Origin of the sequence: Paenibacillus anaericanus (assembly GCF_003994475.1) — a bacterium.
Taxonomy (GTDB): domain Bacteria; phylum Bacillota; class Bacilli; order Paenibacillales; family Paenibacillaceae; genus Fontibacillus; species Fontibacillus anaericanus.
The window spans coordinates 175,149-199,540 of sequence record NZ_RZNY01000003.1; the positions used below are offsets into that span (position 1 = coordinate 175,149).

The following is a 24,392-nucleotide window of genomic DNA, read 5'->3' on the forward strand; positions in this document are numbered from 1 at the left end:
TAAGTTACTCCGTTACGTACTGAACACTTACCTTGTCTTGGGAAACGCCTAGTTCTTTGATCACTAGATCCATAATTCCTACGGCTTCTTTCGCTCCAAGCTTCTCACTAACTACGACTACTTTATATTTATCGTTATCCTCTGTCACCACTGCATTAGCATATTGCTGTTGAAGGCGTTCTTCAATATCAGTGATCTTCGCTTCTTTCTCTTCTAAAGCACCTAATTGCTGCTGAGCCATGGCTGCCTCATCTAAAGTTTTCTTATCGTCGCTAATGGCTTGAAGCAATTCATCTTGTTTCTTAATATTGTTCTCATTACGTTCAAGCTGATAAGCCGTAAGTGTATCGGCACCAGTTAAACCCTCAGACTCCAATTGCTTCAGAACGTCCGCATCTGTTGTCCCTGTCTCTGTCGTTGTCGTTCCTTTTTCTGTTGTTCCCAACTCTGAATCGCTCTTAGTAGTTTCTTCAGCAGGAGTATCTACAGTTGTACCTTCAGGGGTAGCAATATCTTCGGTAACAACTTCATCCGTTGCATCCGTAGTAAGATTGTTAGCATCGTCGCCTGTCAACACTTCTGAGAGAACCACATCATCTCCATTTGAAGTACCCGAATCCATTGTTGTAACCTGAGCTCCATCCGCTGACGGTGGAGTAGTACTGCCTGAATCCTCTGTAAAAAATAAATAGTATGCGGAGAGAACAACCATCAAGCTGAGCATTGATACGAGCCATACCGTCTGTCTTTTGGATTTCATTGTAAAATTCCTCCTAAAAGTATGATAGATTTTATATAAAAATGGACCTGAACATCCGTGTTACTACGATCACTACTGCGATTGTTTCCGGGGAACGACAGAAATACGATATGCCGGAACATTTAACCCTTTTTCGATGGCATCCACAATTAAACTTTTGACTGTTTTATTCTCAGCGCCTCGTGCTACAACGAGTACACCTCGAACCTTTGGCTTTATCTTCTTCGTAATAATGGGTTGTTCATCACCAGAAACCGAATAGGTAACAATTTGCCCATCTCGTGTATATTGTGTAACATGTCGTTTTCCCCCGCCTGCATCAGTCTCTTCTGTCAGTTCTTGGGTATCCTTCACATTACGCTGCACGATGATTTCTTCTGTCGAGTCAATTGTGACAAGCACATCAACCGCGCCAACACCGACAATTTTCTCCAAAATTTCTTTCGTCTTATTTTCTAACGAGAGTTCAATTCCATCAAACGAATTGTCTTCCGTTCCATCATTTACTAATGCAGAGGTTGGTATATCTTGTGTAACCGGAGGTTCTCTTCCCGCTCCATTCGTGTCGATCTGTTTCACGTTTACAAATGAGTTAAATAACATAATGGCGAGCCCAATCAAACCCAAGATAATTAGCAGACGGAAAGTATACGCACTCTTTTTCCCATCAGTACCTTTTCCTAACCAAAGTTCAAATTTCTTCAACCAGTTTGGCAAGGTTCCTCACCCCCTTAGAATCAATTTTCTTGATTTTCTCGCTTCATAACAGTGATCGTTTCCTTTGATACGCCCCATTCTTTGTATAGTAATTCTCTGATACGCTCAACTGTAGCTTCGTCTTTCCCTTGGGTCAGGACGCTAGTCTCATCATCGATTAAAGGAGTGTCCTCTGTGCTTACCATCGCAGTTTTATCTCCTTTTTCGCCTTTATCTTTGATCATGGGTACATCTTGTTGTAAATCAACGTTTATTGTTACTTCTTCTACCGACTGAATGGTAATTTCCGAACCGCTTATTCCTTCTTTACTACTTTTCGGGTCTTGCACCGTCATCGATTGTCCAATGAAAACCTCAACAGATGAGATCAACAGCTCGGTCTGTTTGGAACCAAAATTCCCCTGCGTTTTTCCTTCATCTGTAGACTTGGTAACCAACTTCACGGCAACTCTTTCAATCGGCTGCCCGATCTCTCTTTGGATCTGTTCCTTCATTTGTCTTGCCGCTTCCTCACCAGCCCACTGCAGGGACTCAACTTCCTGTTTTTTCTTAAGTTCTTCACCTTGCTTTAAAATGAGTGCAGTACTCTCATTGGTGGAGTAACCTTCCAGGCCGTTAATATTGTCCGCTAGTGCCGTCGCAAGCTTCTGTTCCGTATCACCTGAGAACAACCGTATGATCGGCGAGAGTATCGTTAGAAGAATGAGCAAGCTGACGACGAATCTCACATATCGTTCCATGGAACGATTCGGGAGAAGAAGTTCAATAAAAACGGCGATCAAGACTACGAAAATTATTTCCTTCAGCCACTCACTAATCCAAGTCATAGGGATTCACCGCCTTATTAACGCTGCTATTCACCTCATCATTACCGTGATGTTGCCTGCTGTTAACATAATCGTGATGGCAAGGAAGAACATCAACCCCACTGCGGCAAGCGCAGCGAACACGTACAACATGCTCTTACCGATGGTAGCTAGACAGGTAACTATCGGCGAATCTCCTAGAGGTTGCATGACGGCGGCCGACAGATTAAAGATCAGCGCGAGCGTCAGTATTTTTATTGCAGGAAAAGCACAAAGGAACAACAGGATAATGACACCTACTAGACCAATTGAGTTTTTCACTAGCATGGAAGCAGAAATGACTGTATCCGTAGCATCAGCGAACATCTTACCCACAACCGGCACAAAATTCCCAGTTAAATATTTAGCAGCACGGAGGGTGACTCCATCCGCCACAGACCCCGTAAACCCTTTGACAGAAATGACACCGAGGAACACAGTGAGCAGTAAACCAAGAAGTGCCATACTTACGGTCCGCAAGAGATTAGCCAATTGAGTCAATTTGTATTTATCTGATAGTGAGCTCACGATATGCAGTACGGCTGAGAAGAACAATAAGGGGAACACCACTGTATGAACGACTGTCCCAACCGTATGGACCATGAAGACGACTAGCGGATGTGTCACCGTTACTGTTACCGCGTTCCCCATCGAAGCAAGTAGCATGAACAGTAGCGGAACCATAGCCATCATGAAGTCAATCATTCCTGTGATAGCTGATGTTGCATAGGAGATGGCGACATGAAAGCTATTAATCGCCAGAATAAGAATGACCATGTAGCAAATCGAATAGGCAACTTTACTCACTTGTTTGCGTTCGAATGCCGTCTGTAACGTCTCCAGTATCATGCTGAATATGGAGAGAATTACGATGGTCACCAAAATGTGACCGTTATACAATACTTCATGCCACATATATTTCATCAGACCAGATAAGCCCGTCTTCAAATTGAAGCCGCTATCTTCTTGAACTAGCATATCTATGAAAGAGGGCATATTCTGATCTGGAAAAAATCCTCCATAATCCTTCATTAACTGCTGCCAGTATGACTCAACCTGATCCGTTGGGAGTTCCTGTGCCTGACGCTGTACCCAACCATCGTCAGTACCCTCAGCAAACAACTTAATCGGAAAGAAGAGCAGAAATCCGAGGACAATGAGGACCAATGTTTTTTGTCTCCATGTCAGGTCAAATTGTTTCATCCCTTGTCCCCATTTCTTCTAAGCTGGCAACAGCTTCATTACCGTTTCAATGATAATGCTGATAATTGGAATGGCCAGCACCATGATCAGTACTTTTCCTGCAAGTTCGATTTTGGAAGCAATACTCTCTTGTCCAGCATCTCTGACGATTTGCGCCCCAAATTCGGCGATATAGGCAATCCCAATTATTTTGAGAATGGTCTTTAGGTAGATCATCTGTACCCCAGAAGACTCTGCTAATTGCTCAAGCACTTCGATGATTCCACCGATTTTCCCGATAAGAAACATGAAAATGATGATTCCTGTGCTTGCTGCGATCAGAAAAGCGAAGATCGGCTTTTGCTCTTTAATTACTAGAATCAATATCGTTGCTAAGAGACCAAGTCCTACAATCTGGATCATTTCCACCGTTAGTTCACCTACTGGAATAAAAAGATCGATTTAATTTCCTGAAACAGACTGTCAAGCAGCCTAATCACCATAAACAGCACGACGACGAACCCGATCAACGTCACCCAATGTGCCATGTCTTCTTTGCCCATTTGCTTCAGCACCGTGTGAATCATGGCGATAATAATTCCGATGCCTGCAATTTGAAAAATGGCGTTCACTTCTATGTTCATTGATTTGGCACCTCACTATCAATTTCACAGCGACCATCGAATGGAGAGGGGAATGCAATTAGTAGAATAAGATAACGATGAACGCTCCGCTCAGCAATCCCAAGCTCTTACACATTTTCTCGTAGCGGGACTGCTCGTCTCGCGCAGCGGCCTCTTCACTTTCCAATTGCCGAACAGCTGTGACAATATGTCCGATTTGATCCTGCCGATCGCTTGTCCCGAGCGTATAGCTAAGCTGGTTCATTACCTCTTTCTCCGGCTTCTTCATTGACGTCCTTCCCCACCCACTCTCGATCGCATGCTCTAGACTTTTCTGTGCAGTCCAGTTCCTTGGAGGGTTCATATTCTCCGCAGCAACTACAAACAGTGACTTGATGGGTTCCTTATTCTGATCCGCAATCCGCTGTAAAGCATCAGGCAAAGGGGTGAAGCCATACATAATTTCTGTTTCCAATCTCTTCAGAGCCAGGATAAGCCGGCGGATTTGGTTTGGACGGTTTGCAAATTGCTTTGCTTGGTACCATCCAACAAGCGTAGCAGCCAAGATAACTAGCGCAGCTCCTAACATTTTAAGCATGTTCAACCCCGCCTCTCCAGCCTGGCTCATGAGTCTGGATCGCTCTTCCTTTTCCGTCCCACAACCGGAAGGCAAGTCCCTTCTCCGTACGATTCAATACCGCATAAATCTGAAAGAAGGGGGGATTTGACAGTTTACTCAGTGCAGGTCTCGATGTCAGTTCATTAACATTAGAACCGTGCGCCGTGGCAATTACTCGTACTCCAGCATGCAATGCTTCAGCGAGTGCTTCAGCATCCTCAGCACGTCCAATTTCATCGACGATAATAACGTCAGGAGACATCGAACGAATCATCATCATAATGCCCTCTGCTTTGGGACAACCATCCATCACATCTGTCCGAGTTCCAACATCGAAGCTGGGTACACCCCTTTTACTCCCCGCAATTTCGGAACGTTCATCAATCACAGCCACTTTGAGTCCTGGCCACTTGGCATCTGGGTGACCCCAGGTCCCATTACTAATCTGACGAGCCAAATCACGGATCAGAGTCGTTTTTCCCTGTTGTGGTGGAGAGAGTATTAAGGTATGTTGCACACTCTGATGTTTGAAATCTAGAAGTTGAGGTATCATATGATCGGCAATCCCCTGTACTTCGCGAGCGATACGAACATTAAATCCGCTAATATCACGAAGATGCTCGACCCGCCCCCCACTAAGTACAGTCCTTCCAGCAAGTCCTATCCTATGACCACCTGCAATGGTAATAAATCCCCTTCGCAACTCCTCCTCCATCGTATAGAGGGAGTGATTCGTCATCAAATCGAGTAGCGTGTTGCTATCCTGCTTCCCCGTCTTGAAGCCAAGGTTAGGATTACTAGTTAACTCCCCACTGGAAGTCAGAAAATAATGACGACCGACCGCATTGACTTCAAGAGGGCGTCCTTCACGGATACGAATTTCCTCCAGCCCAGCAAAGATAGAGGCAGGTAACTTTAGCAATAATCCCCGGATGTTATCAGGAAATACGGATAACCAACTTGGGTTCATTAGCATCCCCCCAAGACTCTGTCTCTTATTTATCTAAATGGTTTCTGTTATATCTCATGTGTATGCTTGTACTTTGTCTTTATGACGGTAAATCTATCATTTCTTCAAAATACCAATTAAGAGACATGTTATACCGCAACCTATCCACAACATTTTTCCCCAGGAAATCTTATCCGCCATACCTACAAGTCCAATAGTCGTGGTAATGATCAGTACTGTCGGTCCCACAAAAGCAAGCGCTGAGTTGACGACTAATGCCTTATCAACCCGCCCAAGCTTAAGCATGAGTAACGCTGCAGCAATCTCAATTGTCCCAGAGACAATCCGTAACGTTGCCATACTTGTTACAAATTTATCGAGCATAGTTACCTCCTTCTTTGTAGGGTTCGTCTTAGCTCGTCTCTCTTATCGTTATGCATAAAATTCTCTTATTATTAAAAAGAAACAAAAAGACCCGCAAAAAAATCTCGCGGGCCTTCTATTTCTCATCAAGTTTGGAAGTGTTATTACTGAATGAATTATTCCTTCAAAGTATGCTGCTTTTGGCAATGACAAAAGGTTGCTGCGGCGCTCCCATGAGCGTACGATTCTGAGATACTATCACATCTTTATCCATAATTACGTTCTCGATATTTGCATTCATCTCAATGATGGACTTCTGCATTACAATTGAATTTATAATTCTGGCACCCTTTTCAATCCGAACACCTCGAAAAATAATGCTATTCTCTACCCATCCATCGATCACACAACCGTTTGCGACAAGCGAATTACTTATTTTAGCATCCGCTAGATATTTAGTTGGAGCTTCATATTTTATCTTCGTTTGTACCGCTTGTTTACCAAAGAGGCGCAAATAATGCTCCCGTTTCAGGAGATCCATACTATTCTTATAATAGCTTTGAACTGAATTAATCACGGCATGATATCCCTTATATTCATAGGCAGCAACCTTTAGATTTCCGCGACCTTTCTGAATTACGTCCCGAAAGAAGTGGCTACCTCCGTGCGCTATACACAAATCTACCATGTCTAAAAAGAGCTCTTTCTCGATGACAAACATCTCCATGTAAATATTGTGATTATCCTTCTCTTGATGAATACCCGTTACCCTGTTGGAAGAGTCTACATTAAGCCTTATGCATCCTTCATGCTCAGGTTCAAGCTGTTCGACCTGTTTATATACTACTGTAACATCAGCCTCACTCTCACAGTGCTGCTGATAAACTTCTCTAATATCAACCATATTGATATGGCGACTTCCGGAATACACAATATATTTACCTGGTGAGCGGCGAAAGAAATGGAGATTATTATGAAAATGCTGCAATTCGCCACGCGAAGTGTCTGTAGGATCATTCCAATCAGGCGGTAGAATAAATAACCCCCCACGCTTTCTGTCCAAGTCCCAAGGCTTCCCGTCGCCTAAATGATCCAGGAGGGAGCGGTATTTTCGACGAATAAAGAGACCTACGCTTACAATCTCGGCATACATCATATTTGACAGTATGAAATCAATCAGCCGATACCGCCCGGCAAAAGGCACCGATGCACCACAGCGAAAATACGTAAGTTCATTTAACTGGTCCAGTTCGTGATCAAGACTGATTACTCCGAGTAATGGCTTCATTCCGTAATCACCGTCCTCATTTAGCTTTGTTTGGTTCTTGTAAGGTACAACTCAACATCTTCTTCACTATCAATCAATAGAATGTCACCTTCATCCTCCGAACCAATGACAATATTATCTTCTATGACGATGTCCTCATTAATAATCGCTCTATGAATGCGCACATTCTTCCCGATTTTCACTTTAGGCATAATGACTGAGTCGGTAATTTCACTATCTTTCCCCACCTCTACACCATAGAAGAGGACTGAATGTTCTACCTTCCCGTGTATAATACATCCTTCATTAATGATGCAATTTTTAAGAATGGCCTGAGGCGCGATGTATTGTGCCGGCTGATTTGGATTTCGTGTATAAATCCGCCAGGATGAATCATTCAAATCTAGTGGAGGATCATCAGATAACAGGTCCATATTGGCTTCCCATAAACTGCGAACGGTACCCACATCTCTCCAATATCCTTCAAAAGGATAGGCAAACAATTTCTTGTCATTTTGGAGCATCAGCGGAATGATATCCTTACCGAAATCATACGAAGAGAACGGCTTCACAGCATCCTCCAATAGATGTGCACGTAATACGTCCCATTTGAAAATATAAACTCCCATAGACGCCAGCGTACTCTTCGGGTGCTCTGGTTTTTCCTCGAATTCATAGATCTGCAAATCGTCAGTTGTGTTCAGGATTCCAAATCGACTTGCTTCTTCCAATGGAACGTCAATAACCGAGATGGTGCAATCGGAATCCCGTTCCTTGTGATACTGCAACAACGCTTTATAATCCATCTTGTAAATATGATCTCCTGACAAAATGAGTACGTGCTCAGGATCAAACTGTTCGATAAACTTCACGTTGCGGTAAATGGCATCCGCAGTCCCCCGGTACCAGTTGCTCCCGTCCTCCCGTTCATGCGGAGGCAGCACAAACACACCACCGTATTTGCGGTCCATATCCCAATCCGTCCCTACCCCAATATAGGAATGGAGCACTAGCGGCTCGTACTGCGTCAGAACTCCCACTGTGTCGATGCCCGAGTTAGAACAGTTGCTTAGTGGAAAGTCAATTATCCTGTACGTGCCCCCAAAATACACCGCAGGCTTGGCAAGAGTTCTAGTAAGTCCCTTGAGCCGCTTGCCTTGTCCTCCAGCCAGCAGCATGGCTACGATTTCTTTTTTTCTCATGAAAGCACCTCTTTCACAGTGATGTCCCTATTAAAAATTAGTATCTGCTATAAGTTTATGGCCGGTATATCTAAACATACTTCTGTTTTATCGCTCCCATGTCTTAAAATAGCAAATTATTTAAATCTTTTTTTGTATGACGGATTGTAACCCCTCACAAACTTGGATAAACCTTCCGACGCACAAAAAAAGACCCGCAATAAAGCTGCGGATCTTCCTGTGAAAATATATATAATTACAAAATCTCCTAACGTCTATCCTCAGGACCACCAACTGATACCTGTTCTTTCGTATCAAGACCATAAGCAGTGTGGAGTGCCTTCACCACTTCATTCAATTTACTTCCATCAATAACGCAAGAACATTTAATTTCTGAAGTGCTGACCATTTTAATGTTAACATCCTGTTTCGAAATAACGTCAAACATTTGTGCGGCAACGCCTGGATGACTGACCATACCAGCACCAACAATAGATACTTTAACAAGTCCTTCTTCTGAAGTTATATCCTCGAAAGGAACCTCTCCGCGAATACCGTTGATTACGTTTATTGCGTTCTCACGATCCGAAAGGCCAACTGTAAAGGAGAAATCAGCTTTCCCATCTTGTACGCCACTTTGCACAATGATATCTACATCAATTTTGACATCGGCAAGCGAACCAAATACTTTCGCTAATACGCCAGGAATATGAGAAACTCCTAAGATGCTAATTCTGGCTACGTTCTTATCATAGGCTATACCACTGACTACTACACCTTGTTCCATATTGACTTCCTCCTTCACGACAGTACCTTCATTATGATTAAAGCTTGAACGGACAACAAGACGAACTTGATTGTGCTTCGCATATTCTACAGCACGCGGATGCAACACTGCTGCCCCTAAATTAGCCAATTCCAGCATTTCATCGTAAGATATTTCCTTCAGCTTACGTGCATTCTTGACGATCCGCGGGTCGGTGGAATAGATTCCATCAACATCTGTATAAATTTCACAATAGTCTGCAGAAATTGCTGCCGCTAAAGCTACTGCGGTTGTATCAGAACCACCACGACCAAACGTCGTAATTTCTCCATCTTCCGTCATCCCTTGGAAGCCTGCAACGATGACGATATTGTTCTCGTTTAGAGCCTGCTGGACCCGCTCTGGATGAATATCCGTAATTCGCGCTTTACCATGTACAGGTTCAGTACGGAACCCAGCCTGCCATCCCGTATATGAAATTGCGCTGCGTCCGAGCGCGTGAATTGCAATCGATAGTAAAGCAACAGATATTTGCTCACCCGTTGTCATCAACATATCCATTTCACGTAATGGCGGCTGTTCGTTGAGCAATTTCGCCTGATCAATCAAATCATCTGTCGTGTCTCCCATCGCAGAAACAACAACGACAACTTTATGTCCTTCATCTTGTTTCTCTACGACACGTTTTGCGACACGCATCATCCGTTCTGTATCCCCTACGGAGCTTCCTCCGAATTTCATAACATATAAAGCCAAATCAGACCCTCCCCAATGTGATCTTCCTTAATCTATATAAGTTTAACTATCGATTGTGATAAAGCTACGAGTACGAAATGTTCTTACAATCGCTGTTGTCCCCGAATTTCTTTATTTATTTTTTAAATGGTTGAAATTCGGGGACAAAGGCGACCGCTTCGCTTTTTCAGAATCATTTCGCTCTCTCCGCTATATCATTGTTCTTTAATTTAACTTATATAGTACTCATTTCATTCCTACTATCGGTAACGCTTTAAACCAGTATAATACGAATAAAAAAATTCCTCCACCTATTAAAGATGGAGGAGAAAGCTTTTTTGTAGAGATACTGTGACTTATTTCCCCACTACGCGCGGGAAATATATTTACCTTCACGTGTATCGATCAACAATACATCATCCTCATTAATGAATAGAGGTACTTGAACGTTGTGGCCAGTCTCAAGTTTGGCATTCTTAGTTGCACCAGTAGCCGTATTTCCTTTAATTCCTGGTTCGGTTTCTACAACGCGTAGTTCAACGCTGTTTGGCAAATTAATACCCAAGATTTCGCCTTGGTAACTGATGATCTTTACATTCATATTCTCTCTTAGGAAATTAAGTTCCCACTTCAATTGATCAGAAGTCAAAGTAAACTGATCATAAGTTTCATTATCCATGAAAGAATGTTCTTGACCGCTAGCGTACAAGTACTGTACATCGCGGTTTTCAATAATAGCTCGTCCGATGGTTTCACCGGCACGGAACGTCTTCTCAACGGTATTTCCGTTACGAAGATTTTTCAATTTGGAACGGACAAATGCTGCGCCCTTCCCTGGTTTAACGTGCTGAAAGTCAAGCACCGTATAAATATCTCCGTCTACTTCGACGGTCAAGCCTGTTTTAAAATCATTTACTGAAATCAATAAGAGAACCTCCTTGGGTAAAGTTAACACCAGTTTTTTAATTAATAAAATATATCATAACTTCTAGGCAATAACGGTAAAATCCTTTGTCGATTCAGTAAGACGGCGAATACCGTTCTCTGTAATGACAACATCATCTTCAATCCGGACGCCGCCAAATCCCGGCAGGTAAATGCCCGGCTCCACTGTCACGACCATCCCTGGTTGAAGAACCGTATCGCTAAGTTTGGATAACCTAGGTGCTTCGTGTACTTCCATGCCTAGGCCGTGACCCGTACTGTGACCAAATTGATCACCATAGCCATATCGGGTAATAACATCACGAGCTAGAGCATCAGCCTCTCTTCCTGTCATACCAGGACGAAGAAACTCAAGTGTGTGTAGTTGTGCTTCCAACACAATGTCGTAAATTTCGCGGTGCTTGTCATTTGGAGTTCCCAGAACAACCGTACGGGTAATGTCTGAACAATAGCCATTCAAGAGAGCACCGAAATCCATTTTCACAAATTCGTTACCTTTGATAACTCGTTCACTCGCCACCCCGTGAGGAAGGGCAGAGCGTTCCCCAGATGCTATAATCGTCTCAAAAGAACTTGAAGTGGCTCCATTCTTACGCATGAACACTTCCAATTCAAGCGCCATATCCAATTCCGTAACGCCAGGTCTAAGTACTCCCAACATATGATGGAACGTGCGGTCAGCAAGATCTGCCGCCTGCTTCATAATAGCTAACTCTTCCTCATCCTTAAACACTCGCAAATCTTCCACGAGTCCAGCTACAGGAATAAGCTGACAAGGACTTAATGCAGTCTCATAGCTCCGATATGTAGAGTACACAACATTCTCTTCCTCGAAACCAAGCCGACTGATTTGCCCTGCCTGTAACAGTTCCTTTAGTGTATCCGTAACGGAAGCAGCGTGCTCAACAATCTCAAAACCTACAGCCTGTTCGGACGCTTGTACCATATATCGGAAATCTGTTAACAAATAGGCTCTCTGTCCCGTAATCAGAACATATCCTGAACTCCCAGTAAACCCCGTCAAATAGCGGCGGTTAACCTCTCCAGTAATCAATATGGCCTCCAAATTTTGAAGCTCAAGAGCTTCCCGAAGCCGAATAACACGAGTGTTCGCCATTATGTGCGCCCCTTTTCAGTCCGTTCATTGCTTAGCACATCTATGATGTGAATTAACCAAAAGTAATTTTAACATAAAAAAGGGCTAATTGAGAAGCTTTTTTGTCCCTACTGATATGCCTTCTCCGGTTCTCGTTGCCGTTCGTCATTGTATTCCACAGCCACCGTATAGCCGATAAATAATCCCCATAGTAAATAAAGGCAAAACTCACTGATAAAGGTGTTAATTGATAGTTCGCGAAAAGGAATCGTCATATGTGTCATAGGACCAATAACCAGAAATATAATGATCCACCATACGATCCCATAAACGAGCCCTGGAATAGGTCCCTTCAGCTTTCGGAGAAACAACGTATACAAGGTTGTCACGATAATTGAGAACACGATAAAAGATAACCAACCAACATAGTACCCTAGCTGACTATTCAGAAAGTTATGTTTAAAAAATGGCTCCAACAAGTATCCTGGGAGCACAGTAGTAAAGCTCATATAATAAAACAAGCCCTTAATTCCTCCCCATATGAATCCCGCAAAAAAACCAATGTTCAGAGCAAATAACCAGACATTCGTGACCTTCTTTTTGTTTTGATGATGTTGATTCATATTTCGTTTCTCCTTTGGAATTGATCTATATCAAATTCGCAATTAGTATGACCATTTTTAATAAGACTAAACAAACTAGAATTTGCTACGAAAATTCGCTACAATGGATCTATTAACAGTTAGGGAAGGTGAAATTTTTGCCTCAAGAATCTAAACCAGCAATTTACGGTGGTCAAGCCGTCATCGAAGGTGTCATGTTTGGTGGCAAACATGTCAATGTAACAGCAGTCCGCCGAAAATCCGGAGAGATCACCTTTTTAGAAGTACCTAAGCAAGATAAGGCTTGGGTTAAGCGGCTTCGCAAAATTCCGTTACTTCGCGGACTCGTCAGCATTATCGATTCCAGTGCCAAAGGTTCCAAACACTTGAATTATTCCGCTGAAGCCATGGCAGATGATGAAACAGAACCAGAAGAACGCGCCAAACAAAAAGAAAAAGATGAATCGGGATTCTCACTTACGATGATTGTAGGTGTTGCTATCGCCGGTATCCTATCTTTTATTGTAGGTAAGCTTATATTCACGCTTGTCCCTGCGGTTTTGGAACAATATTTGTTCCAGCATGCATTTGATAACCGTGTCTTGCATACGTTGGTGGAAGGTATAATCAAAATTGTGCTTCTACTCGGCTATTTATGGCTTATGACACTTACGCCGGTAATCAAACGCTTGTTTCAATATCATGGTGCTGAACACAAGGTCATTACTGCCTATGAACATGGCGAAGAACTTACACCTAAGAATGTACAGAAATATAGCCGCCTCCATTATCGGTGCGGCAGTAGCTTTATCATCCTGACTGTAATAGTCGGTGTAATCATCTATTCCTTATTTAGCTGGGATAACGTATGGGAACGAATGTATATCCGCGTCCTACTGCTTCCTCTAGTCATTGGTATTTCCTTTGAAATGTTGCGGTTAACTAATGCCGTTAGAGATATTGCTGTACTGCGTTTTCTTGGATATCCAGGATTGTGGTTACAACTCCTAACAACCAAAGAACCTACGGACGACCAAGTGGAAGTGTCCATAGCATCATTTAATCGGATGCGTGAATTAGACGCTCGCTTCGAACGAGAGGGTGTAGTGGAATCACCAGTAGGCCATTCCACTTTGGATCCCGCGAAAGGATGATGGATTCATGAAGAAACAATTCATTATTTTCTGGGTTACCATCGGACTTGCGGTATTCTATCTTGTAGATTTTTTGTTCTTAGGAGGAGGCAAATTGAACCTAGGTTCTTTTCTCCCTCCAGTACTCGTTCTAGGGATCATATTCTGGCTCTATAAGTTTCCGCCTAAAAAGTATCGGAAATCAAAACATCCCAAAGTCAAACCTTCTGCCCGTACGATGGCCAAGGTAGCTGCGGAACGGCGTCAAACCACGACTACAGGCTCAGGACAGAAACGTAAGCATTATCCGTTTCAGGTCATTGAAGGCCAAAAAGGAAAGAACGACGATACACCTAAATATCACTAATTAGTTTTCCATCCCTTTAGCTTGCTGATACTTTATGAACTGCTCTTCGTAATACTGGGTATTCCAGTCCTCGAAGAAGCGATTGCCGGCCATTAACCCGGATTCATAAAGCAGCAAGCTTTCTTTTTTATCAATATCAAACTGAGTTGTACCGACTCCAAGTGTGGGAATCTTTACGGTACGATACCGATTGAATTGTTCGATGTATCTCTCATCATGGGCCGATAGCATTGTTTCCACCATAGCTTGAAGCATGCTGAATGGTCCCTTAATGACATGCGGTTGATTGCTATTTTTACCCACCATTTGAAAACCAACCGTCGGAATTATTTTCCCACCAGGGCTTCTGCAATTTTGATCAAATAACCACAATGGAAAGTTGCTTAGCATCCCCCCATCAACAATGTGTAGAAATTGACCTGCAAATGTTTTCCCTTTGGCCTGTTTAGCTGGTAATCGTAACAGAACGGGATCAAAGAAATAAGGTATACTACAACTCATCCTTACTGCCTTTGCAATCTCGAATGTTTCCGGGTTAATTCCTAGTCTTGCTAAATCATCTGGAAGAATTAAAATTCTTCCGCTAGTTATGTCAGAAGCAATGATCGTTAGCTTCCCTTTCTCCAAATCACCGAAAGTCCTCACTCCCTTGGACTTCAGAACTTTCCGTATCCATTCTTCGAGCGCCTCACCCGAGTAAAGTCCTTTTTTGAGCATTACCCGTAGTGCAGGTCCTACAATGGGAGTGTTAAAAATAGCCGCTCTCTTCAAGAAATGAGTAAAAGATGTAGACATAATAATATCTTTCATTTCTTCTGCTGTGTAACCCGCTGCAATAAGCGAGGCTACAATCGATCCCGACGAGGTTCCAGCAACCCGCTGAAACCTTACTCCATGAATTTCAGCAGCCCGCACAGCTCCAGCTAATGAAATCCCTTTTACGCCTCCACCCTCGAACACGCCATTAATCAGCATAAAGAAACAGCCCCCAATCCCATACATAAGTCTACTCTTATGTATGATGTCGAGGGCTGTCTCTATGCTATTTTTAAGATCCGTAATATGACTGTAATAACGGAATAAGTCCTAATGGATTTTTCTGCAATTCCTTCGCGCTAAAGAAAATACTACCCTTAATCTCTGGAATACCTTCGTTATATTTCAATTGATTGATAATTTCAGAAGCTGAGTTCCATCCAATCTCTTTAGTGCCTAGTTTGTATGGCGCATGGCCAATAAATAATTTCACATTCGTCCCTTTAACTTCATTGGCCCACCAATCAGCCAATATGTCATACCGAACCTCATTACGCGATAAACTCCAGTACAGTTGAGGAGCTACATAATCGATCCAACCGTTCTGTATCCATGTCCGTACATCAGCGTAGTAGTTATCATAGGCAGTTATCCCCGCCTTAGAGTCTGATCCAGTGATATCCGTCGCTTTGTTCCGCCATACTCCAAATGGGCTAATTCCATAAGAAATAGCGGGCTTTACAGCCTCGATACTTTGACCAAGGTCACGAACGAAACTATTAATGTTATCTCGACGCCAATCTCCTTTATTCGTAAATTGCATATAGTTATAGGTTTTATAAGTGCTATCATCATTAAATTTACTAGATGTTGTCTCACCAGTCGGGTAAAAGTAATCGTCTAGATGGACACCATCAATGTCATATCTCTGTACTACTTCCATAATCACGTTGATAATACTCTGCCTTGCTTCCGGAATTCCAGGGTTAATATACAAGGTAGAACCAAATTTAACGATCCATTCAGGATGCTCTTTAGCTACGTGGTTTGCTGGTAACTTGCTAGTATCACTTCCTGTACTTGCCCGGAACGGATTAAACCAAGCGTGAAACTCCATTCCCCTGCGATGAGTCTCCTCAATAAGGAATTGCAATGGATCATATCCTGGATCCTTACCTGCAGTTCCTGTCAGGAAGGAAGTCCAAGGCACCAGATTTGAAGGATAAATCGCATCCGCTGAAGGACGTACTTGAACGAACACCGCATTCATCCCCATACCCTGCAACTCATCTAGTAGTTTGATATATTCATTTTTTTGAACTTCCATTTTTCCATAGGAACCACTGCTTGGCCAATCCAAATTAAACACCGTAGAAACCCACGCTCCACGCAGTTCATCCTGACGGCCTTCAGTAATTGGTGGTTCTACAGTCACTGGCGGTGTAGTATCTGGATGTTCGAATTCCGGAGGCTCTACAACACTATCCTTTGAGGTCAGAGTAATCGTTTTTAATGTCTGATTCCAATCTACATTTAGACCCAATTGTTCGCTTACAAAGCGAAGAGGAACCATCGTGCGGCCCTTAATATTCTCCACTGACACATCCAAGCTAACAGGGCTGCCATTCACTTGCGCAGTTTTATTACCAGTGCGAAGCAATATCGTATTCTCATCTTTTATTATCGTTACACTCTTAGTAGCTTGTGACCAATCTATAGTCGCTCCTAATCCCTCGCTAATAACTCGGAGGGGAACCATCGTAACATTCTCTTTGGGTTTAATATAAGGTGCTGCATCACTAGATAAAGACACACCATCCAAATAAATAGTAATATCGCGGGGAGAAGCTGCCCCCACTTGACCGACGGTGGAAGAAAACATAATCAGAATGAGAAGAGGAATAAGCCATGTGCGTAAAGATTTCATCAGTAACCTCCGAGATTCTATTATTTGTATGGAGAAATTCTCCTACCTTCTTTTAACGTTCTCGATGGTACAAGAGTTGCGGTTAGGTGTAGAACAAATAAAAAAAGCATCTGTCTAATTAAAGACAGATGCTTTTTTTAAGATTCAGTAAGAATCTCCTGATGAACGTTGTTAAGATCTTCAATTCGAGAACTATCACGTTTGAAATATTCAACCAGCGTGGATATTCGGGTGATGGAGTCCCAGCTTAAATGATGCTCAATCCCTTCCACGTCACGATAAATGTTTTCATGTTCAACACCGATCATTCCCAGGAATTCTTCCAGCAGATGGTGACGATCAACGAGTCGTTTACCCACCTTCTTGCCTTTGCTTGTTAGTATTAACCCACGATATTTCTCATAAATCAAATATTCATCTTTATCCAATTTCTGAATCATCTTAGTTACAGAAGATGGATGAACCTCCAAACCTTCTGCAATATCTGAAACTCTAGCATATCCCTTTTCGTCGATCAGTTTATAGATACGCTCCAAATAATCCTCCATACTGGGCGTTGGCATTCGATAATAACCTCTTTTCAATGAGTTAACGGTAACTTAACCTTAATGAAACACTCTCTATTTATGATACATGTTATACTTGTCCCTTGGCAAGTGCGCATGAAGTTTGATCGTTTTTTTTAGAATTTAAGCCATTCTGGCGTTATTTGCTGTAACCAGATTGTAATCTGCGACATCCGATTAGTAAATAGTAGTACACCCATTAGCAACATAAGCGCTCCGCCAACTTTCATGATGATACCGGAATAACGGAGGATCCACTTTGTTGATCCAATAAAAAAGGCCATTGCAAAAAAAGGCAAGGCGAATCCGAGTGTATATGCGGTGATCATGCTTAACCAAACCCCTGGTTCACTTGCAGCAATGGCAATAATTGCAGCCAGGATTGGACCTACACAAGGTGACCAACCAGCAGCGAATCCAATCCCAAAAATAAAAGAGCCGACATATCCTGACGGCTTGAATTTCAAATTCATTTTACGTTCTTTAAGTAGGAACTGTGGCTGAAAAATCCCAAGCAAGAATAATCCCATCACGATAATTAGGATAGCGGAAAGTTGACGAATTAAGCTGCGATTAGCGTTGAAAAAATCACCAAACAATCCTGCTCCCAATCCTAACGTGTAAAACACGACTGAGAAACCAAGAATAAAAGCCAGCGTATGAGTCATCGTACGGAAACGAACTTCCCGCGTACTTTGCTCGTTCTTCAATGTTTGTACCGACATACCAGTAATATAAGATAAATAAGACGGATAAAGTGGCAAACAGCACGGAGAGACAAAGGAAGCAACTCCCGCACCAAAAGCCAGCCAAACATTGAGATCAGCCATAATTACCTCCAAATCTAAATTGAGATAAGCTCTGAAATGATTGCCACATAAGATATTTTTTTTATAATGCCTTGTTATGCAGAAAGCCCCTTTTTACCGAGAAGTGTCAAAATTAACATTGCAATTAATAGTAACACAATCGTCGCACCCGGCGCCAAGTTCCAAATCCCCGCAATCATTAATCCTGCTACAACGGCAATTTCAGCAATGATTACAGAGAAAACTACCGAAGATTTAAAACTTCTAGCAATAATCAGGCTGCAAGCTGCAGGAATTGTAAGAAGCGCAGACACTAGCAGTGCTCCGACAATTTTGATTGCAGTACTAACTACAAGTGCAGTCATGATAGTAATGAGCATGTTTAGTAATTTAACTGGCAATCCACTTACAGCGGCAGCATCCTCTTCAAAACTGAGAAGGAAAAATTCTTTGAAAAATACAGCGATCACAGTAACCACAATTACAGTCACTGCACCAACAACATACAAATCTGTAGTATCTAACGTATATATGCTGCCAAACAAATAACTAACAACATCCGTATTGTAACCCATTCCAAGCGTAAAGAACAACGAAGCTAGCGCTACACCACCCGACATAATGATAGCTATAGATAATTCGGCATAGCCTTTATATGCTTTACGAAGCTTCTCTATCGCGAATGAAGCTATAACAGCAAAGATTAGCCCCATACCCACTGGGTACACCCCAACAAGAAACCCTAAGGCTACACCCGCTATCGTCACATGGGCAAGCGTATCCCCAATCATCGATAGTCGTCTAAGAACTAAAAAGATGCCAATCAGGGGGGCCGTAAGCCCTATCAGCACACCACCAGTTAGCGCCCTTTGAAAGAAATCAACCGTTAATATTTCCAAGTATCACAACTCCTCCAAGTTTTGCGAAGCAAAACTACTTCGTAAGCATAAGCCAAGTTTTGCAAAGCAAAACTAACTCCGTAAGCATTAACTTAAGTTTTGCAAAGCAAAACTGACATCGAAAGCATAAGCTAAGTTTTGCGCAAAACCACTTCATGAAAATTTATATTTTTATAAAAAACTAAGTTAGCGAGTGCTGCAAGTCAGGAATGGCGCAGTCCTGCTCATGCGAATGTCTCACATATAATTTAATTGCTCCACAATGATCACGTGGCTCTTGACCCAAATACCCTTCTATGATGTCGATATCATGCGATACCATCAGGAAAGTCATATGATGATGGGCATGCATATGAAAGATAAGCTCAAAGAAATCACTCTGTGTTTGTGCGTCAATTCCGACAGTTGGCTCATCGAGTATTAATAGATCAGGCTTATTAATAAGCGCTCTTGCCAGAAATACACGTTGTTGTTGTCCACCCGACAATTGTCCAATTCGCTTATCCGCGATATCGGTGATCCGCATAACTTCAAGTGCATCATCACACTTCTGCTGTTCAGCCTTCCCTACTCGGCGAAACATCATCTTGTTACTGTATAAACCGGATAACACTACTTCTCGCACCGTCGCAGGAAACAACGGATTAAATGCGTTCTTCTGTGGCACGTATCCGATTCGATCCCAATCACGGAACCGTCTGATGGGCTGACCAAACATCGAGATCTCTCCCTTAGTAGGTTTCAAAAGTCCCACCATCATGCGTAATAACGTCGTTTTACCGGCCCCATTCGAACCAATCACTCCGACGAAATCTCGCTCCTTTACAACAAAGCTAAAATCGGAAATCACCTTTTGATCATTATAGGAGAAAGAAACATCATTAAGTTCAATAATTTTATCGTGACAATATCCCGCAGACGCGGCGCTATCTGATTTCATTTTATTCATCCTTCCAGTTCAAGCTATTGCTTATTGTAAGACTAGAATTAAATTTTGTAAATTTCTTTCCATTAACGTGAAATAATTGTCGCCTGCTTGCTCTTGTTCTTTCGTCAACCCTTCAACAGGGTTAAGAACCAATGTTTTCACTCCTGTTTCGGATGCAAGAGTTTTTGCTAATTTATCTGATACTAGCTCTTCGAAGAAGATATACTGAATCCCTTCTTCTTTTACTAGTTTAGAAAGCGATATTAAATCTTGTGCTCTCGGTTCCGCTTCTGGAGACAACCCCATAATCGCATGTTGCGTCAACCCATAGTCACGACACAAATAACCAAATGCTTGATGCGATACGACAATCTCCTTATGTGTGGTCTTAGACAGTTGCTCTGTAAATTTAGCATCCAATTCAATTAATTTTTCACTCAAAGCCGCATAGCGGGATTCATATTTATCTTTATTGGTTGGATCTACTTCTACATAACTGTTCTTGATATTCTCTACCATTACTAATGCCGATTTAGGACTAACCCAAGTATGAGGATCAAGATGATGATCAGCTGACTCGTCTTGACCATGATCATGATCGTGATCGTCTTCGCCTTCTGCCGCGATGAGAGAGATGCCTTGGCTAACTTCAATTGCCTTTACATTGGAATCACTGCCAAAACCCTTCATGAAATTAGGTACCCAACCTTCCAATCCCGCACCATTATAAAGGAAAAGCTCAGCCTTGGAAGTATTCAAAATATCTTTACTGCGTGGCGTCCATTCATGCGGTTCCACACCTGTAGGCAATAAGTTAATCACATTCGCTTCCTCTCCTCCTATTTCCTTAGCGAACTCATAGATAGGATAGAAGCTTGTCACCACATTTACTTTCCCTGATACGATTTCGCCGCCCTCACTTTTCCCACAACCTGCGAGTATCAATATCAATATCATCATCATGAACGAGTACTTCCATACTTTATTTAAAGAAGCCACTAGATCTCTCCCTTTCTTATTCGTAATAATTACTATAAGGATTATAGGGTCATTTCCAAGTCATTGTCAACTTTTTTCCCGTCTCTGTCGCTGATCTTCTTAGGATCATAGAGATATTATTCAGGAATTATATAGTTATACCGTAAGTATCTCTGCAAATTACTAAACTCATTCTTAGACTTCTTAAACTATCTCTTAAAAGTAAAAAGAGCCATTCTTAAGGTTATATAAAACCTTTAGAATAGCTCTTTCAGATGATTCTATTTCACAACTGCGCCATTTGGCATACTAACCGGAACTGTAGCTAGTGTCAGGTTATCACCTTCCGAAGCAGCGAGGATCATCCCCTGAGACAACTCACCACGTAGTTTTACAGGCTTCAGATTAGTCACACAAATGACCTTACGGCCAATCAACTCATCCGGTTTATAAAACTTTGCAATACCGGAGACTACTTGACGGCGCTCAAATCCGAGATCCAGCTGCAGTTTAAGTAGTTTGTCTGCCTTTGGTACTGGTTCACAAGCGATTACCTCAGCTACACGAAGCTCTACCTTGGCAAAATCGTCAATTCCGATTTCTTCCTTGGTCTCCGGTTTAACCACTTCAGCGGACGAAGATGGTGCAGCTTCAGCAGCTAGAACAGGCGCTCCAGCATTCATTTCACTCACAATATAAGCAACCTCCTGCTCTGCATCAAGCCGCGGGAAAATCGGTTCCCCAATACCAAGCTTCGTACCTTCAGGGATAAGGCCAAAAGTTTTAGCACTTTCCCATGTAGTTAATTCTCCCTCACTGATCCCTAATTGTTCCCAAATTCTAGCCGGAGCTTTCGTTAAGAAAGGCTGTAGCAGAACAGATGCAATACGCAATGCCTCTACAAGATGAACCATAACAGAAGCAAGTTCTTCCCATTTGGACTCGTCTTTGGCCAAGGTCCATGGCTGTGTTTCATCAATATATTTGTTGGTCCGACTAATAAATGCGCCAATGGCGGTTAGTGCTACAGAGAATTCTAGATTCTCCATGACTTCCTCCACTTTCTGAATGGTTCGTTGCGCCATTTCTTTCAACTCGTTATCAAATGCCGTCACATTTCCCTGATAGGCAGGAACTTTGCCATCAAAATATTTATTAACCATCGCTACTGTACGATTAAGTAAATTCCCCAAATCATTAGCAAGATCTGAGTTCACCCGTTCAACAAAGCTCTCCGGCGTAAATGCTCCATCCGACCCAAATGGAACCTCACGTAGAAAATAATATCTTGCCGCGTCTAGACCATAACGATCAATTAGCATGTTAGGATCTACAACATTACCTTTGGATTTGGACATTTTGCCTTCCTTCGTAAGTAACCAGCCATGTCCAAATACTTTCTTCGGCAATGGTAAATCCAAAGCCATCAACATAATCGGCCAGTAAATGGTGTGAAACCGGACGATTTCCTTACCTACCAAATGAACATCCGCCGGCCAGAATTTCTCATACTTCTCAGCATTATCCGTTCCATATCCAAGCGCAGTAATGTAGTTCGACAAAGCATCGATCCAAACGTATACAACATGTTTAGGATCTCCTTTAACCTTGACACCCCATTCAAAAGTTGTACGAGATACTGCTAAATCCTCTAGTCCAGGTTTAATGAAATTGTTAATCATCTCATTCTTACGGGACTCTGGTTGGATAAAACCTGGATTCTCTTCATAATATTTCAGTAATCGGTCAACATATTTGCTCATCTTGAAGAAATAAGATTCCTCTTTGACAAGTTCCACGGGGTGTCCACTCTCCGGACTTTTACCGCCGATGACTTCTCCCTGATCATTCTTTATCACATCCACTAATTGGGTTTCTGTGTAATAGGTTTCGTCAGGAATACTATACCATCCTTCATATTCCCCTTTATAAATATCACCTTGTTTCAACAACCGATCGAAGATTTCTTCCACGACGATCTTATGTCTAGGTTCAGTCGTACGGATAAAATCATCATATGAAATATCAAGCTTCTTCCATAGTTCTTTGATCCCACCGACAATATCATCAACGAACTGTTGCGGCGTCTTCCCGCTCTCCTCAGCCTTACGTTCGATCTTCTGTCCGTGTTCATCTGTTCCCGTCAAGTATAGTACATCATACCCCCGTAGCCGCTTATAACGTGCCATGGCGTCACCTGCCACCGTTGTGTAGGCATGTCCGATATGTAGCTTACCACTCGGATAATAAATCGGCGTTGTGATATAGAACGTTTTGTTTGCTGACATAAATTGTTCCTCCTCAATAATTATAGGCATACAAAAAACTCCCCCCCCATAATGGGACGAGAGATTACTCACGTGTTACCACCCAAATTCCCCATGTCTTCGCAGACAACGGGCTCTGTCGGTCTTTACGACCCTCCATTAACGCCGGATTCCGCGTCACTCCCTTACTATCAGCAAATGCCGCTAGCTCGAAAGCAATTCCTCCTGGACCATGTTCCAAAGCTGATTCAGACCGGTTTGCAGCTCCCCCGGCTCTCTGTTGCTGAACTCTTCCTTGTACTTCATCCATTCATCAGAAATGTATAAGTCTAATATTATGAAAAGATAGTAACCCTGTCAAGACGTCTATACCTGTTCCTGTTCCTGTTCCTTCTTGCCCCGAGTAGACTTTGGTGGAACAAGATCGATCCCCCCCGGATGAAAGGGATGACATTTTCCAATCCTTCTCGCCGCCAACCAAGAACCCTTAATTGCACCATGAACTTCAATGGCTTCCAACGCATAGGCAGAGCAAGTAGGATAGAACCGACATGTTGGAGGCTTCAAAGGTGAGATAAATTTACGATAGACATGGATAGGACCCTGAACTACTTTGCGCATGACAGCCATGTTAAGAGAGCCCATCCTGCTGTGATGGTGACTGCGACGCCTCTTGACTGACAGGACGACAGTCTTTACAGTAACCAAAAACTTCGAATTTATGTTTCACCACTTGAAACTGATCCGGTGCATCGGTCAATGGCATAGGGCAAAAATGAATCGGATATGTTCTCTCACATTGCAAACAAATCATATGATGGTGGTGTTGATCCTCATTACAACTGGCTCTAAATTTAAGACCGTCCTCGAACATCACTTGCTCCAGAACCCCAAGCTCGTCCATCACTCGCAAATTACGATATACAGTATCGAAACTGAGTCCGCTGTACTGCTTCCCCATATATTCATATACGTCCTTTGGTGTTAAATAACCATTCCGCTCTGCGAACAGTTTGGCTAGACTCTTCCGCTGATCGGTAATCCGTAATCCTCGGGCAGACATGACCCCGATAATTTGGTCTGTTGACAGCATATGACTTTCCTCCCGTCTA

Annotated in this window: 28 protein-coding genes; 2 read left to right on the forward strand and 26 right to left on the reverse strand. The window is 42.6% G+C overall.

Translation table 11 applies throughout. The annotated features are described in order from the left end of the window. Window positions 1–4: 4 nt before the first annotated feature. The 15 genes from EJP82_RS05125 to EJP82_RS05195 form a co-directional block, all read right to left on the reverse strand. On the reverse strand, window positions 5–760 hold the full coding sequence (locus tag EJP82_RS05125) for a SpoIIIAH-like family protein (protein WP_127190962.1): 756 nt from the start codon (window positions 758–760) through the stop codon (window positions 5–7). Between the two features lie 72 nt (window positions 761–832). Continuing rightward, window positions 833–1,477, reverse strand: a complete 645-nt coding sequence (gene spoIIIAG, locus EJP82_RS05130) for a stage III sporulation protein AG (RefSeq protein ID WP_127190963.1) — start codon at window positions 1,475–1,477, stop codon at window positions 833–835. Window positions 1,478–1,497: 20 nt separating this feature from the next. Continuing rightward, the gene (spoIIIAF, locus tag EJP82_RS05135; RefSeq protein WP_127190964.1) at window positions 1,498–2,304 is read right to left on the reverse strand and encodes a stage III sporulation protein AF; all 807 of its coding nucleotides are present in this window, start codon (window positions 2,302–2,304) and stop codon (window positions 1,498–1,500) included. 30 nt (window positions 2,305–2,334) lie between these two features. Continuing rightward, on the reverse strand, window positions 2,335–3,525 hold the full coding sequence (spoIIIAE, locus tag EJP82_RS05140; RefSeq protein ID WP_127190965.1) for a stage III sporulation protein AE: 1,191 nt from the start codon (window positions 3,523–3,525) through the stop codon (window positions 2,335–2,337). Between the two features lie 18 nt (window positions 3,526–3,543). Beyond that, window positions 3,544–3,933 carry a stage III sporulation protein AD gene (spoIIIAD, locus tag EJP82_RS05145; RefSeq protein ID WP_127190966.1) on the reverse strand — a complete coding sequence of 130 codons (390 nt, stop codon included), beginning with the start codon at window positions 3,931–3,933 and terminating at the stop codon, window positions 3,544–3,546. 11 nt (window positions 3,934–3,944) lie between these two features. Continuing rightward, window positions 3,945–4,148, reverse strand: coding sequence for a stage III sporulation protein AC (gene spoIIIAC, locus EJP82_RS05150; protein WP_009225775.1), 204 nt, complete (start codon window positions 4,146–4,148; stop codon window positions 3,945–3,947). A gap of 58 nt (window positions 4,149–4,206) precedes the next feature. Then, window positions 4,207–4,725 carry a stage III sporulation protein SpoIIIAB gene (gene spoIIIAB, locus EJP82_RS05155; RefSeq protein WP_127190967.1) on the reverse strand — a complete coding sequence of 173 codons (519 nt, stop codon included), beginning with the start codon at window positions 4,723–4,725 and terminating at the stop codon, window positions 4,207–4,209. Continuing rightward, complete coding sequence (spoIIIAA, locus tag EJP82_RS05160; RefSeq protein WP_127190968.1) at window positions 4,718–5,716, reverse strand: stage III sporulation protein AA; 999 nt, start codon at window positions 5,714–5,716, stop codon at window positions 4,718–4,720. Before spoIIIAA ends, spoIIIAB begins: the two co-directional genes overlap by 8 nt. A 96-nt stretch (window positions 5,717–5,812) precedes the next feature. Then, window positions 5,813–6,079 carry a YqhV family protein gene (locus EJP82_RS05165; protein WP_127190969.1) on the reverse strand — a complete coding sequence of 89 codons (267 nt, stop codon included), beginning with the start codon at window positions 6,077–6,079 and terminating at the stop codon, window positions 5,813–5,815. 163 nt (window positions 6,080–6,242) lie between these two features. Next, window positions 6,243–7,346, reverse strand: coding sequence for a glucose-1-phosphate adenylyltransferase subunit GlgD (gene glgD / locus EJP82_RS05170; protein WP_127190970.1), 1,104 nt, complete (start codon window positions 7,344–7,346; stop codon window positions 6,243–6,245). Between the two features lie 20 nt (window positions 7,347–7,366). Further along, a complete protein-coding gene (locus EJP82_RS05175; protein WP_127190971.1) occupies window positions 7,367–8,527 on the reverse strand; it encodes a glucose-1-phosphate adenylyltransferase in 1,161 nt (386 codons plus the stop codon). A 247-nt stretch (window positions 8,528–8,774) separates the two neighbouring features. Continuing rightward, window positions 8,775–10,028 (reverse strand): aspartate kinase, encoded by a 1,254-nt coding sequence (locus tag EJP82_RS05180; RefSeq protein ID WP_127190972.1) that lies wholly within the window; start codon window positions 10,026–10,028, stop codon window positions 8,775–8,777. 346 nt (window positions 10,029–10,374) lie between these two features. Then, window positions 10,375–10,932, reverse strand: coding sequence for an elongation factor P (efp, locus tag EJP82_RS05185; protein WP_127190973.1), 558 nt, complete (start codon window positions 10,930–10,932; stop codon window positions 10,375–10,377). 63 nt (window positions 10,933–10,995) lie between these two features. Then, window positions 10,996–12,069 carry a M24 family metallopeptidase gene (locus EJP82_RS05190; protein ID WP_127190974.1) on the reverse strand — a complete coding sequence of 358 codons (1,074 nt, stop codon included), beginning with the start codon at window positions 12,067–12,069 and terminating at the stop codon, window positions 10,996–10,998. A 107-nt stretch (window positions 12,070–12,176) separates the two neighbouring features. Beyond that, the gene (locus EJP82_RS05195) at window positions 12,177–12,671 is read right to left on the reverse strand and encodes a YqhR family membrane protein (RefSeq protein ID WP_127190975.1); all 495 of its coding nucleotides are present in this window, start codon (window positions 12,669–12,671) and stop codon (window positions 12,177–12,179) included. A gap of 137 nt (window positions 12,672–12,808) precedes the next feature. On the opposite strand from EJP82_RS05195, the gene EJP82_RS05200 reads away from it, so the two are divergent. Further along, window positions 12,809–13,804: a DUF1385 domain-containing protein gene (locus EJP82_RS05200; RefSeq protein WP_127190976.1), complete on the forward strand. Its 996-nt coding sequence runs from the start codon at window positions 12,809–12,811 to the stop codon at window positions 13,802–13,804. Window positions 13,805–13,811: 7 nt separating this feature from the next. Further along, complete coding sequence (locus EJP82_RS05205) at window positions 13,812–14,150, forward strand: hypothetical protein (RefSeq protein ID WP_127190977.1); 339 nt, start codon at window positions 13,812–13,814, stop codon at window positions 14,148–14,150. Here the strand turns inward: EJP82_RS05205 and EJP82_RS05210 are convergent, their stop codons facing one another. The 11 genes from EJP82_RS05210 to EJP82_RS05260 all read right to left on the reverse strand — a co-directional run bounded on the left by EJP82_RS05210 (window position 14,151) and on the right by EJP82_RS05260 (window position 24,373). Continuing rightward, entirely contained in the window at window positions 14,151–15,125 is a 975-nt protein-coding gene (locus EJP82_RS05210; protein ID WP_127190978.1) for a patatin-like phospholipase family protein, read from the reverse strand. Between the two features lie 73 nt (window positions 15,126–15,198). Continuing rightward, on the reverse strand, window positions 15,199–16,833 hold the full coding sequence (locus EJP82_RS05215) for a family 10 glycosylhydrolase (protein WP_127190979.1): 1,635 nt from the start codon (window positions 16,831–16,833) through the stop codon (window positions 15,199–15,201). A gap of 137 nt (window positions 16,834–16,970) precedes the next feature. Next, the gene (mntR, locus tag EJP82_RS05220; RefSeq protein ID WP_127190980.1) at window positions 16,971–17,396 is read right to left on the reverse strand and encodes a transcriptional regulator MntR; all 426 of its coding nucleotides are present in this window, start codon (window positions 17,394–17,396) and stop codon (window positions 16,971–16,973) included. A 119-nt stretch (window positions 17,397–17,515) separates the two neighbouring features. Further along, entirely contained in the window at window positions 17,516–18,229 is a 714-nt protein-coding gene (locus tag EJP82_RS05225; protein WP_127190981.1) for a cytochrome c biogenesis CcdA family protein, read from the reverse strand. 74 nt (window positions 18,230–18,303) lie between these two features. Further along, window positions 18,304–19,107, reverse strand: coding sequence for a metal ABC transporter permease (locus EJP82_RS05230; RefSeq protein ID WP_127190982.1), 804 nt, complete (start codon window positions 19,105–19,107; stop codon window positions 18,304–18,306). Window positions 19,108–19,288: 181 nt separating this feature from the next. Next, complete coding sequence (locus EJP82_RS05235; protein ID WP_127190983.1) at window positions 19,289–20,047, reverse strand: metal ABC transporter ATP-binding protein; 759 nt, start codon at window positions 20,045–20,047, stop codon at window positions 19,289–19,291. Between the two features lie 30 nt (window positions 20,048–20,077). Next, on the reverse strand, window positions 20,078–20,998 hold the full coding sequence (locus EJP82_RS05240) for a metal ABC transporter solute-binding protein, Zn/Mn family (RefSeq protein WP_211350048.1): 921 nt from the start codon (window positions 20,996–20,998) through the stop codon (window positions 20,078–20,080). A 296-nt stretch (window positions 20,999–21,294) separates the two neighbouring features. Continuing rightward, on the reverse strand, window positions 21,295–23,301 hold the full coding sequence (metG, locus tag EJP82_RS05245) for a methionine--tRNA ligase (protein WP_127190984.1): 2,007 nt from the start codon (window positions 23,299–23,301) through the stop codon (window positions 21,295–21,297). A gap of 64 nt (window positions 23,302–23,365) precedes the next feature. Continuing rightward, entirely contained in the window at window positions 23,366–23,590 is a 225-nt protein-coding gene (locus tag EJP82_RS05250; protein WP_127190985.1) for a hypothetical protein, read from the reverse strand. Window positions 23,591–23,646: 56 nt separating this feature from the next. Next, window positions 23,647–23,910 (reverse strand): membrane protein insertion efficiency factor YidD, encoded by a 264-nt coding sequence (yidD, locus tag EJP82_RS05255; protein WP_211350044.1) that lies wholly within the window; start codon window positions 23,908–23,910, stop codon window positions 23,647–23,649. Window position 23,911: 1 nt separating this feature from the next. Then, the gene (locus tag EJP82_RS05260) at window positions 23,912–24,373 is read right to left on the reverse strand and encodes a Fur family transcriptional regulator (protein ID WP_127190987.1); all 462 of its coding nucleotides are present in this window, start codon (window positions 24,371–24,373) and stop codon (window positions 23,912–23,914) included. Window positions 24,374–24,392 lie beyond the last annotated feature (19 nt).